The following is a 12,934-nucleotide window of genomic DNA, read 5'->3' on the forward strand; positions in this document are numbered from 1 at the left end:
GCGGCCCCGGGCACGACGCGGTCGCCTGGCGGGTGCTGGACCCGGGGGCCTGGAAGGCCCAGCGCGACGCGCTCCGTTCTCCGCCGGAGTCGTGAGCGCGTTCTCCGAGAGAACTCGGCTCCGTAGCTTCCTACCTCGCGCCGAGCGGGGCGGTCGGCTACCCTTCCCGGCGATGCATCGCCGTTCTTTCCTGCTCGGGGGCGTCTCGGTTCTCGTGCTGCCGAGCTGCGTGTCCAAGCCCAAGATGGAGCTGCACCACGCGGAGGTGCAGACAGCGGGTCCGATGGGCATCGGCATGAACGTGTACTTGCGCGTGAACAACGACAACAGCTTCGACGTGCAAGTGCGAAATGTGCGCGTCCAGACCACGCTCCAGGGTCGCTGGACCCTGCCGCCCGTCGCTTACAGCCCCAATCAGTGGCTCCCGGCGGACGGCACCACCGTCGTGCAGGCGCCGGTGATCATCCCCTGGCCGCTGGTAGGACCTCTCCTTGCCGAGACGGCAATGAGTCCCTCGATCAGCTACCGCGTGCGCGGCGAGGCCGATGTCACCGCGATTCGCTCGATCGGGATCCGCAGCGACAACTATCCGGTGGACGAGACCGGCTCGATCCCGCGCATCGCCGTGGCGCAGGCCGCCCGTGGCACCCTGCCGTTCTGATCTTGCCGCCTGCATGGTCAATCGTTGCGTTTTGCAGCGTGGGTCCGGCTCCCACTCATTTCTCCTTGCCGGGTTGACCTCCGGCGCTAGACCAGAGACCCTGAGGGCTCGCTGGCGCGAACGAGCGCCGCGGGGAGGATGAGATGATGGGGCCGGGGGGCCAGATTTCATTGGGCCGCGAATCTGGAAATGGGTCGGGAATGAACCGGAGGGCCCGGGGTTTCATCGAGAGCGGCGTCGCCCGCTTCGGATCGGGGGTATGACGATGGAACAGAACGATCAGAGGACGGCGTTGGTCGTCATGGAAGCCGGGGCACGCTGGCCGTCGTACACGCGAGAGCTCGCCGGTCGCGCGTCGAGCGCGGTGGTCGAGTCGCAGCCCGCGAGCGAGAGCCTGGACGAGTTCGCGACCCGCGTCGTCGGACGCGTGGCGCGCCTGGCCGAGCGTTCGGTCACGGTACCCGTGGCCATCCTGGCGGCAAGCCAGCGCATCGACCCCGAGGCGCGCAGGGCCCGCTACGAAATCGCCCGCAACGTGGTCGCGCTCATGGCGCAGAATGACGGCGGCGAGCTGCTCATCATGGGGGACGAGCACTTCGGCGACGAGGTCCGCCACGAGCTGGTGGCGTTCGCCGGCGCCCTGTGCGACGGGCTGGCGGGGAGCGCGGTCTCGGTGCGAGTGCGCTTCGGCAGCGGGCAGAGCGGCATGCGCTCGCTCGGCGCGCCGCCGTCTTCACGCAGCTCGGTCGCCGGCGGCTCCGGCTGAGCCGGGCTGGGCCCCGCGCCTTGACACGGCGCGTCATGGTGCGTATGGACCTCGGGTTCCCGCCCAGGAGGTCAGAGGTCCATGGCCAAGAAGAATGGCGCGCGGCGCGTCGCGGTCGTCGCCGGTCTGCGCACCCCGTTCGTGAAGTCGGGCACCGCCTACAAGGATCTGAGCGCGCTCGATCTGGGGAAGCTCGTCGTCGCCGAGCTGCTCCAGCGCGCGAGCCTCGAGCCGAAGCAGGTTCAGCAGGTCGTCTACGGGCAGGTCGTCCCGTCGCTCGTGGCGCCGAACATCGCCCGAGAGATCGTGCTGGGCACCGGGATGCCGCGCGACATCGAGGCCTATAGCGTCTCCCGCGCCTGCGCGACCAGCTATCAGTCCACGGTCAACGTGGCCGAGGCCATCCTGGCCGGCACCATCGACTGCGGCGTGGCCGGGGGCGCCGACAGCGCGAGCGACGTGCCGATCGCGGTCAGCAAGAAGCTCGCGGAGGCGCTCATCGCCGCCAGCCGCGCGCGCAGCCTGGGTGAGCGCATCAAGGCGTTCGCGAAGCTGTCGCCCAAGGATCTGGTGCCGGTGCCGCCGGCGCTGAAGGAGTACTCGACCGGGCTCACCATGGGCGAGAGCGCCGAGAAGATGGCGAAGGAGAACGGCATCAGCCGCAGAGCCCAGGACGAGCTGGCGCACCGCAGCCACACGCTCGCCGCGGCGGCCTGGACCGACGGCCGCTTCGAGAAGGAGGTGATGCACGTCTACGTGCCGCCGAAGTTCGAGGCGGTGACGGAGGACAACCTGGTCCGCAAGGACTCGAGCCTGGAGTCCTACGAGAGGCTCAAGCCCGCATTCGACCGGCGGCTCGGCACCATCACCGCGGGCAACAGCTCGCCGCTCACCGACGGCGCCAGCGCCGTCCTGCTCATGAGCGAGGAGAAGGCCAAGGCCGGCGGCTTCGACGTGCTCGGCTTCATCCGCAGCTACGCCTTCGCGGCCCTCGACCCCGCCGGTCAGATGCTGATGGGGCCGTCGTACGCGACGCCGCTCGCGCTCGACCGCGCGGGGATCAAGCTCAAGGACCTCGATCTCATCGACATGCACGAGGCCTTCGCGGCGCAGGTGCTCTCGAACGTGATGGCGTTCGACAGCGACGAGTTCGCGCGGGACAAGCTCGGCAGGACCAAGAAGCTGGGCGAGGTGGACTGGGACAAGTTCAACGTCTGCGGCGGCTCGATCAGCATCGGTCATCCGTTCGCCGCCACCGGCGCGCGGCAGATCACCCAGACGCTGAACGAGCTTCGGCGGCGCAAGGGCGGCCTGGCCCTGTGCACGGCGTGTGCGGCCGGGGGGCTCGGCGCGGCGATGGTACTGGAGGCGGAGTGATGGCAAAGCGAGAGAACGGCAACGGCTCGGGTGACAAGCGCGTGCTCAGCGTCGAGCAGCGCCCGGACGGAGTGGCGGTCGTGCGCATGGACGTTCCCGGCGAGACGATGAACACGCTCCAGTCGAACTTCGCCGAGGAGTTCGCCAGGACCTTCGACGATCTCGACAAGTCGAGCGAGGTGCGCGCCGTGGTCTTCACCAGCGGCAAGCCCGACAGCTTCATCGCCGGCGCCGACGTGCGCATGATCAAACAGGTCAAGAGCGCTGCGGAGGCCGCGGAGCTGTCGCGCATCGGCCAGCGGGCGATGGCCCGCGTCGAATCGTTCCGGGTGCCCGTGGTGGCCGCCATCCACGGCGCCTGCCTCGGCGGCGGCCTCGAGACGGCGCTGGCCTGCCACGCGCGCGTCGCCAGCGACGACAAGAAGACGAAGCTCGGCCTGCCGGAGGTGCAGCTCGGCCTGTTGCCGGCGGCGGCGGGCACGCAGCGCTTGCCGCGGCTGGTGGGTGTGCAGGCCGCGCTCGACCTGATGCTCACCGGCAAGCAGCTGGACGGGCGGCGCGCCAAGAAGCTCGGGCTGGTGGACGACGTCGTGCCGCAGCCGGTGCTGCTCGAGGTCGCGTGCCAGCACGCGCTCACCCTCGCCGCGAAGGGCAAGCCGAAGCCCAAGGGCCTCTCGCGGCTCGAGTCCTTCTTCAGCAAGAAGGAGCTGACGGAGCTGGCGCTCGCGGACAACCCCCTCGGGCGCAAGGTCCTGTTCGACCAGGCCAAGAAGCAGCTCCTGGCCAAGACTCGCGGCAACTACCCCGCGGCCGAGCGCATCCTGGAGGTGGTCAAGGCGGGGCTCGAGGGCGGCTTCGAAAAGGGCCTCGAGGCCGAGGCGCTGGCCTTCGGCGAGCTCGCCGTGAGCCCGGAGGCGGCGCAGCTCATGAACATCTTCACGGCCACCGTGGAGCTGAAGAAGGACCGCGGGGTGGACGACCCGAGCGTCGAGCCGAAGCCCGTGCACAAGATCGGCATGCTCGGCGCGGGGCTGATGGGCGCGGGCATCGCTTACGTCACCGCTCAGCTGGCGAAGACGCCGGTGCGCCTCAAGGACAAGGACGACCCGGGGCTCGCCGCCGGCATGAAATACGTGGCCGGCATCCTGGACGATCGCGTGAAGAAGAAGCGCCTGACCGCCATGGAGCGGGACGTGCTCCTGGCGCAGATCACGCCGACGCTCGACTACTCCGGCTTCCACGACGCGGAGGTCGTCATCGAGGCGGTGTTCGAGGACCTCTCGCTCAAGCACCGGATGCTGAAGGACATCGAGGCGCACGGGCACCCCAAGGCCATCTTCGCCTCGAACACCTCGAGCCTGCCCATCGCCGAGATCGCCGCCGCGGCCAAGCACCCGGAGCGCGTGATCGGCATGCACTACTTCTCGCCGGTGCACAAGATGCCCCTGCTCGAGATCATCGTGACGCCGAAGACGGCGCCGTGGGTCACCGCCACATGCGTGGAGCTAGGCAAGAAGCAGGGCAAGACGGTGATCGTCGTGAACGACGGCGTCGGCTTCTACACCTCGCGCATCTTGGCGCCGTACATGAACGAAGCGGCGTGGCTGCTCTCCGAGGGCGTGACCGTCGAGGAGCTCGACGGCGCGCTGATGGACTGGGGCTACCCCGTCGGGCCCGTGACCCTGCTCGACGAGGTCGGCATCGACGTCGGCGAGAAGGTCGGCAAGATCATGCTGGGGGCCTTCGGTGATCGCATGCTGCCGCCGCCCGGCATGGACAAGCTGGTCGCCGACAAGCGCTTCGGGCGCAAGAGCGCGCGCGGCTTCTACCTGTACGGCGACAAGAAGAAGACCAAGAAGAAGCTGGTGGACGAGAGCGTGTACGCGGTGCTCGGCGTCACGCCGAAGCCGGGCTCGACCCCGAAGCACGAGATCGCCGAGCGCTGCGCCCTCGCCATGGTCAACGAGGCCGCGCTCTGCTTCGGCGAGGGCATCCTGCGCTCGGCGCGGGACGGCGACATCGGCGCGATCTTCGGCCTGGGCTTCCCGCCCTTCCGAGGCGGGCCGTTCCGCTACGTGGACGGCGTCGGCGCCCTCGACATCGTGCGCCGGCTGGAGCGCTACGAGAAGCAACACGGCAAGCGCTTCACTCCGGCTCCGGTGCTGGTGGAGATGGCCCAGAGCGGCGCCAGCTTCCACGGCGAGCGGGCGCTCCGCCCCGGGACCCAAGGCCCGGCGAAAGAAGCGGCGCGGGTGCGGATCTGAGAGCAGGTCCTCTCGGCGTGAGGCACAGCGGATGGAAGTAGCCCGGGCAGTCGCAGCCGGCGAGCTCGCAGGGGGCGTTCTACACTTCTTCGGGAGAGCCACTCCGGGCGCCCGTTCCTATCGCCCGCGTCAACGTGTTCGAGTGGTGCGCGTTCCACCGACATCACGTAGCGTCACTCTTGACGCGCCCATCCGCGCCCCGCGACGAGGCGGGGGGGCTGGACCTACCGGGTGGCGCTCGGCTCGCTCCTCTTGCAGCTCCAGTCGCCTTCGATGATCGGCAGCCCACCCGAAGTGAACTTCGTGAGGCCGCAATAGACGAAGTGATCCGACTGATACCGGCAGCCGGGTGGCGCATTCGGCTGCACTTTCCCGCACAAACATGGGCATACCCGTTCCGCCGGCATCGGCATGGGGGCGAGGTACATCCGGTTGATGCCGATTCCGGTCCAGTTGAATTTGCCACCGGTCCTCCACGTGGGGGGGAACGGTATGGCGCCGGCGCACGCCGGGTCCAGCCATGGGCTGTCGGTCGATCGGACCCGAGGCGACGACGCGGGAGAGTCCTTCGGGTGGCGCCCAAGGATGACTAGCCCTTCGCCCCACTGGTCCGCGCGCATTCCCCGCAGGTGCTTCTCGTATCCGGACCAGCGCACGGCCGGGTAGTCAACACCCGGCTGCGGGGTCGGCCCCTCCCCGCCGGGCGCGATGATGAAGCCCAGTATGCACAGGCCGCAGCGGCACTCGAGCAGGCGCACCCTCACCACGTTCGGGTCCAGCTCGGTGAGCTGCGCTTTCAGCGTCGTCTCGGTCGGCTTCGCCCAGCCCTCGTCGCTCTCCTCCGCGCGGAATGCCTCGACGTAGCCGTGGAAGATCCCGACGTATGGGAATTCGTCGGTGGGCTCGGGCGGCACGGGTCGCGGGTGGCGTGTCGCGACGGGGGCAGGGACGGGTGCGCTCGGCGCGGGTGGTGCGGAAGGGCTCGGCAGCGACGGAGCGCCACCCGCACACGCCGCCGCGATGCCGCCCGCGAGCAGCAGCGCCCTTGGCCAACGGGTCGCGGCGCGGTGGGTCATTCGAGCGGCGCACCCAGGCATTGGACGATGCAGGAGTCCTCCCGACCGTCGGTGCCCAGCATGCAGGTGAGGAGGTCGTTCGTCGCGGCGCTCGGCTTCGGTCGCGGCTTGCCGCAAGCGCTCGCGCACTCCAGGCGCGCGGCCGCCAGAGGCTGCTCGCTGTAGAAGGCCCGAGCCAGGCAGTCCGTGAGGCAGGCGAGCTCACCTTCGCCCGACGGGCCACCGAGGCTGCACCGATCGGGCGGGAGGCAGGCTCGAAGCTCGTTGCAGCAGCGCGCTCTGATGCACGCCTGGCAGTCGTCGATGATGTTCGGCTCCGCCGTGTCGCAGATCCCCTGACCACCGAGATCCGTCGAGTCCCACTGCGCACCAGCATCACCGCACCCGGAGCCACCGTGGTGCGGGACGCACACCTGCACGTTGCCTCTGCACTCGCGACCTGACGGATCTCGGGCGGTGAAGCCGACGTGATAGACGCGTCCGTCGCCGGTCCCCGAGCGCTCGGCGCGGAGGCGGACGGGGAAGCCCGAGCCGCCGATGACGGCGTCGGGCCCAGTGTTGCCCTGTCCGGGCGAAGCCTGCGGCTCGTCCTGCTGAACGTCAGTGACCTGAAGCTCGAGAGGTCCTGCACCTCCCGAGACTCCGGTGATGTTGACGCCGACCAACGCTCCGCTGGGTGGCCAGACGGTGGCCGGAGATGCCACCGCCGCCGAGCAGTCCGGCCCCGCCGCAAACGCGATCGGAATCGCGACGACCTTCGGGTCGGAGTCACCGCCGTCACCGAGCTGCCCGTTGGAGTCGTCACCCCAGCCCCAGAGGCTCCCGACCGCGTGCGTGTGGTTCGACCCTGCCGCGATGGCCGTCGCATCCCGCAGGAACCCAGTTGGGCTGCACGGTGCGCGGACCTCGGCGGGCACCGCCCGGGCGGCGAACGTCTCGTCTCCCAGCTGGCCCCGGGAGTTCCCCCCCCATGCGAGCACGCTGCCGAGCTCGGTCAGGGCCGTCGAGTGCAGAGCGCCCGCGCGCACCGCCTTGACGTTGACCGCGTTCAGCACGGCCGTGGCGACGTCGCGATTCGTGGTCGTTCCGTCGCCAAGCTGCCCCTCGGAGTTGTCTCCCCACGCGCGGACGGAACCGTCGGCCCGCGCGGCGAGGGAGTGGCGCGCGCCAGCGGCGATCTCGGACGCAGACAGGAACCCGGTCACATCGACGGGATCGATCACACGCACGGGGACGGTGGACGACGCGGACGCGCCGCTCCCTGCGCCCAGCTGTCCGGAGTCGTTCGCTCCCCAAGCCCAGACCCGGCCGTCGGCGCGCAGGGCCAGAGCGTGACGACCGCCCGCCGCGATCCGCACCACGCCGGCCTGACCCGAGACGTCGAAGGCCTGCACGCGGTGCTGCTGGGAGTCCGCGACGAAGATACGGGAGCCCAGCACGGCCGTGCTGATGGGCGCCTGGAATTTCCCGTCTCCGGTGCCTGGTCCTCCGAGCACAGCGAGGAACGAACCACCTGCGGTGAAGATCTGCGCGCGCTTGTTGCCTGCCTCTGTGACGATCACTCGGCCGAGCTCATCGACATCGACGTCCACCGGCGAGTCGAGCTGCCCGGGGCCGCTTCCGAACGAGCCCCATTTGCCCAGGAAGGTCCCCTCCTTCGAGAAGCGCTGGAGCCGATGGTTTCCTGTGTCCGCGACGTAGAGCGCCGAGGTGTCCGGGTCGCAGGCCACGGCCCGCGGCCCCGACAGCTGGCCGTCACCGCTGCCCAGCCCCCCGAAGTACCCCGCCGCACAGGTCCGCTCCGCCCCGACCGCTGACACCTCCGTGGTGCCCGAGGGGCAGGTCGAAGAGAACGCCACGTGGACGAAGCGCTGAACGCGGTGGTTGCCGGCGTCGGCTACGAACACCTCGCCCCCGGTACCGGCCGCGAGCCCGCTCGGGCTGGCCAGCTCTCCGTTGCCGCTGCCGTAGCTGCCCCAGCGGGTCACGAAGCAGACACGCGCCCCCGACGAGAGGACCTCCACCGTCGCCGGGGGGCAACTCTGGGACGCCGCGACGATCGCAAACTTCTGGATCTCCATCGCGGCGGGGTCGAGCACGTACAGTGCAGTGCCGTCGCGCCGGGCCGCAGCGTGCAAGCCGCTGGATCCGAGGAACTGGCCCGGTCCGGTGCCGGTCGCGCCGAAGACCGCAACGAGCGTGCCGTCCGGCAGAAATCGCTGCACCCTGTTGGTCTGGTCGGCGACGAAGACGCTGCCGGCGTCAGTGGCCACGCCGCGGGGTTGGTCGAGCTGGCCGTCGCCAGATCCGAAGCTACCGAAGCCGAGCGCGAACGCGCTGGAGACGCTCTCGAGGCCACGAACCCTGACCGGCGTGAAGCGCGAGGACCGCGTGCCGTCGCCCAGCTGCCCATCGTCGTTGGCACCCCACGCCCACACGCTTCCATCCTGGCCAAGGGCGAGGGAGAAGTCATCTCCTGCGGCGATGGCGCTCACTGGCGGCAGGCCCGCAACCTGGGCAGGGACCTCCGTCGCGGTCACGTCGTCACGCCCGAGCTGACCGGCGGAGTTCAGGCCGGCGGCCTTCACGACGCCGGCGTCGAAGAGCGCGAGCGAGTGACCGGCCCCGATGGCCACCTCCGAGGCCCCGGAATACGCCGGGACCGGCGTGGCCGTCGCGACGTTCGCGCCCGCCGGCAGGGCGAGCTGCCCGTGCGTGTTGTCGCCCGCGCCACGCACGGTTCCGTCACCCGAAACGAACAGCGTGCTCGAGCCGCCGGCTGCGACTCGAGACACCCCGCTCTCGCTCACGACGCACTTCGCGGTTGCCGGTGGCTGGCCGCCGAACCCACAGTCCGACGAGCTCACCGGCAAGGCGCGCAGGACTCGCCCGGTGCGCGACACCCCCCACACGACGGTCTGGAAGACGGAAGCATAGGTTTTCGTGTCGCACTCGACGTCGTGCAGGTGCAGCGCCTTCTGCCACGGCGTGACCGGGACGCTCGAGATCTCGTTCGAGACCAGCATCGATCGGGAGTCGCGGTACCCGACGCCGAAGCCGCGGCGGTTGCAGGCGATCAGCTCGCCCGCGCCGCTCAGGATCAAGGCCGACGGCTCGACGGTCCAGGGCTTCGAGTAGTTTGCCGCACACCGCCGGGAGAGCTTGGTCAGGTATTTGAAGGACCAGGTTCCGGGCGTGCTCTCGCCGAAGTAGTCGATGCGATCGTCACCGCAGGAATAGCCCGGGGAGAAGCAGCTGTTCGTCACGAGCACGCCGAACTCGCCGCTGACGTCGTCCCACGCGACGCCGGTGGCAATCCCGCTCTGGGCGCGCGTGGCCAGGACCGAGGTGGTCGGCGTGCCGGACGACGACAGTCCAATCCGGACCACGTCGTAGTTCCCCTTCGGATCGTTGGGGCTCCTCAGGCCGATCAGATCCTGCTTCGACGCTCGATAGGCCAGCGCACGCCACTCGGACGTTCCCGTCATGCTGAGGGTCTTCCGAACTTGCCCCGTGAGCGGATCGAGCAGCTTGAGCTGGTTCGCCTTCGTCGCTCCCGGGCAATCAATGACCAGCAACGTCGGGTCCGACAGCCCGACGACGCTTCCAGGAATCACGGCGACCCCGCGCGTAGAGGTGTACGCCGTCAGTGACGGGAACGTCGAGTTGTAGTTGCCGGGGACGATGTACGCGATGCCGTTGCCACACTCGGCGGGGATCTCGATGCTCGGCGCAAGCCCTCCGGAGAGCGTGGCGCCCTGCCCAGGGTCCGTGGACGGCGTTCCCATGAGCACGTCGGCATGCGTCCCCGAAGAGCTGAACGCACGAACGTCGTCCAGCCCGTCGGAGTTGAAGTCACCGACCAAGGTCCCGATGTACTGGTCCATCCCGAAGAAGGCCTGCGAGACCGCCAGCGGATTCTTGAGCTTGGTGAGGTTCACCCCCTCGAGGTAGACCGTCGCGTAGCCAGGGAGCTGGACGATGATGTCGTGCGCGCCGTCGCCGTTGAAGTCGCCGATGTATGCTGTGGCGGCGACCTGACCAAGGGGCAAGAAGGCCGGAATCGGCGTCGGGATCGGGCAGCCCTCGCACTTCTGTCCAGACGAGAGCTCGATGTCGAGCGCCCACACCAGGAAGCTGACGACGAAGGTGATCTTGTCCGGCAGGCCATCACCGTCCAGGTCGGCGTACACCGTCGGGGTCGCCGGCAGGCTGGGCACGTTGCCAATTTCAAGGATGTCTGTGGCGGTGGTGAAGCCAGCCCCGGGACAACCCGTCGAGTCGCTGCACGGCGGCTTCGGTGCGACTCGCGCGCAGCCTGCGGGCGTGTCCAGGTAGAAGTCCTCCACCGGGACTGTGCCCAGGATCCCCGTCACCAGACCCGTGGCGACATCGATCACGGGAGCGCCGCTGTCCCCCTGGAGGGCGTCGCTCGAGAACGTGAACGTGTTTGCGGTCGGGTCGATGAACTTGACCGTTCCGGTGGGCGTGATCTTGAGCGGGAAGCCCGCGCCGTGGCCAGCGACCGTCGCCTGTTGGTTGACCGCCAGCGTGTTGGTCCGGCGCACGTCCAGCAAATGGCGACCTCGAACCACGCGATCGGCCTTGAAGAGCGTGAAGTCCGAGTCGTCGCCTTTCGGATTGGACAGGGGCTCCGCGCGCGAGACGACATCCTTGCACTTGTAGACGTCCCACTTGCGGCGCAGCGCAAACGGGAGCGCTACGGTCGGGTGCTCCGTCCCGAAGGAGCGGACTTGGTATCCGAACGCGAACTCCACGTCCTTGCACTCGCGCCCTTTCTCCGACCCGGCGGCGCCCGTTGCCTTGAGGCAGTGGCCTGCGGTGAGGAAGAGCTCTTCGCCGGCGGAGGTCTGAGGTAATCGGAACACGGTGCACGCCTTCTCCGCGCGGAGCACCGTCTCCTGTGCGAACTTCTCGTCCTGACACAGACCGTAGCCTTTCTCGGGTGCCACGGTCGAGAACACGGGGCCCTTCGTGGCGAGGGCCGTGTTCAGGTAGCAGGCGTCGGGAAACGTTGACTTCAGGCACAGCGCGTCCTTCGGGAATTTGCCGGAGGTCACACTGTCAGGGGGACCGGCCATCACGCCGACGGCGTCGGCCCAGGCCCGCGCCGCCGCAGTCACCGTGGGATCGATCGGGTTCTTCCGGTCATCCGTCCCGAAGATGACCGGTTCGCCGGTGCGGCCCATGGAACCGCGACTATTCGAGCAAGCGATCTGCACGACACCGAACGCCATAAGGAACAACCCCACCAGGTGCTGCGTGCTGCGTGCTGCGTGCTGCGTGCTGCGTGCTGTGCTGCGCATGAGCCGACCCTCCCGGTAGGTGTGATCGACGCTACGGTGTCGCCCTCACCCGCGTCAACGTGTTCGAGTGGTGCGCGTTCCACCGACATCACGTGGCGTCACTCTTGACGCGCCCATCCGCGCCCCGCGACGAGGCGGGGGGGCTGCACCTACCGGGTGGCGCTCGGCTCGCTCCTCTTGCAGCTCCAGTGGCCTTCGATGATGGGGAGGCCGCTACCTGCCGTTTCCCCAAGGCGCGGCGGTCGTTCGACGTCGGCGTCGAACAAATGAATTCGCGGACGTGCAGCTGCCGCGAGCGGCGGCCCGAAAGCGCTAACTCCAGCCATGCCTTCTCGGTCCCGTTTCCCGAGCGGCGCAGCTCACGGGTTCCAGGTTTCGCCGACCGTCTCCGCGAGCACGCGTCGAACCAGCTCGTCGTCCAGGTAGAAGCCGGCTTCGCGCAGCGCACGCAGCACCGACGATGCGGATGGGATCCTGCCCGCCAGTCGCGCGAGCACGACCACGCCCAGCGTCCCGATGACCGCGATCCCGAGGACTCGTGCCGCGGCGCGTGCCTCCCCGTCGTCCACGACGGCTCGCGCACTACGTTGCCTTGCGAGCGACAGGACGGCTGATTCGCCTGGCCCAAGCCCCCACTCCAGCACCTCCGTGACCGGGGACACAGCGATGGCCGCCCCGCCGAAGCCGCGTTCGATAGCCATCCGCGCGGCGTCTCCGGCTGGGCCGGCAACTATCTCGGCGACGACAGCTTCGGGGATCGCGACGGCCCGATCCGAGCCTTCGAGAAGCTGAAGCTGACCGACCTTCGCCAGCGTGATCAAAGGCGAGGCGTTGACCGCCCACAGCTCACGGCTCATGTGAACGAACCGACTCGATCAGCTCGTCTTCCGTTTCCTGGAACGGAGAGACGCCATGCCGGCCAAGCGCGTCGATGAACTCGGCCCGCGATACCCCAGCGATCTCGGCCGCCCTCCCTTGGCTCACGCGCCGCATCTCGTACCACTTGATGGCCGCAGCCAGACGCAGCTCGCGGGTGAACGCCTCAGGGTCGCGACGAACGCTGGCCAAGGTTCCTTCGTGAAGCTCGAACGAGATGTGGATCATGAGGCGGTTCCTGACGGGGGTCGCTCTGGATCAGGCGATGACGCCAGCCACGGGGCAAGCTCATCGTCGAGGTCGCTCTCGTCCCAAGATCCCCAAGAGTCGCGCGCACGCAGACGAGCCAGATCCCCCGGCCCCAACGGGGCGTCCTCGGGTGGTGGCGGCTTGGTGGGATTCATCGCGATCAAGGTACCACAGCACGGCGAAGCGCGCTCCCGAGGTGAGCAGGTGGGGCGCGGCAAGAAGACGTGCGGCGTCGTGGACAACGAGGTCGTGCGGCGAGTGAGCGACCACGGGCCACTGGTGCCGTAGCTGGACGTGTGACGCGCTCCCCGAAGACGCTCCGCTCGACGCATTGCTGG

The 12,934-nt window shown here is 69.0% G+C and carries 8 protein-coding genes; 4 read left to right on the plus strand and 4 right to left on the minus strand.

Going from position 1 to position 12,934, the window contains the following annotated elements; all coding sequences use genetic code 11:
• Positions 1–172: 172 nt before the first annotated feature.
• The 4 genes from HS104_36545 (at position 173) to fadJ (ending at position 5,068) form a co-directional block, all read left to right on the plus strand.
• Entirely contained in the window at positions 173–661 is a 489-nt protein-coding gene (locus HS104_36545) for an LEA type 2 family protein (protein ID MBE7485466.1), read from the plus strand.
• 259 nt (positions 662–920) lie between these two features.
• Positions 921–1,427, plus strand: coding sequence for a hypothetical protein (locus HS104_36550; protein ID MBE7485467.1), 507 nt, complete (start codon positions 921–923; stop codon positions 1,425–1,427).
• A gap of 81 nt (positions 1,428–1,508) precedes the next feature.
• Entirely contained in the window at positions 1,509–2,804 is a 1,296-nt protein-coding gene (fadI, locus tag HS104_36555; GenBank protein ID MBE7485468.1) for an acetyl-CoA C-acyltransferase FadI, read from the plus strand.
• A complete protein-coding gene (fadJ, locus tag HS104_36560; protein MBE7485469.1) occupies positions 2,804–5,068 on the plus strand; it encodes a fatty acid oxidation complex subunit alpha FadJ in 2,265 nt (754 codons plus the stop codon). The genes fadI and fadJ overlap by 1 nt, the downstream gene beginning before the upstream one ends.
• A 224-nt stretch (positions 5,069–5,292) precedes the next feature.
• Here the strand turns inward: fadJ and HS104_36565 are convergent, their stop codons facing one another.
• From HS104_36565 to HS104_36580, 4 genes are all read right to left on the minus strand, one after another.
• Positions 5,293–5,982: a hypothetical protein gene (locus HS104_36565; GenBank protein ID MBE7485470.1), complete on the minus strand. Its 690-nt coding sequence runs from the start codon at positions 5,980–5,982 to the stop codon at positions 5,293–5,295.
• A gap of 158 nt (positions 5,983–6,140) precedes the next feature.
• Positions 6,141–11,354, minus strand: a complete 5,214-nt coding sequence (locus HS104_36570; protein MBE7485471.1) for a hypothetical protein — start codon at positions 11,352–11,354, stop codon at positions 6,141–6,143.
• A gap of 476 nt (positions 11,355–11,830) precedes the next feature.
• Positions 11,831–12,328 carry a DUF3368 domain-containing protein gene (locus HS104_36575; protein MBE7485472.1) on the minus strand — a complete coding sequence of 166 codons (498 nt, stop codon included), beginning with the start codon at positions 12,326–12,328 and terminating at the stop codon, positions 11,831–11,833.
• Positions 12,318–12,575 carry a UPF0175 family protein gene (locus tag HS104_36580; GenBank protein MBE7485473.1) on the minus strand — a complete coding sequence of 86 codons (258 nt, stop codon included), beginning with the start codon at positions 12,573–12,575 and terminating at the stop codon, positions 12,318–12,320. The genes HS104_36575 and HS104_36580 overlap by 11 nt, the downstream gene beginning before the upstream one ends.
• Positions 12,576–12,934 lie beyond the last annotated feature (359 nt).

The organism is Polyangiaceae bacterium (assembly GCA_015075635.1).
Taxonomy (GTDB): domain Bacteria; phylum Myxococcota_A; class Polyangia; order Polyangiales; family Polyangiaceae; genus JADJKB01.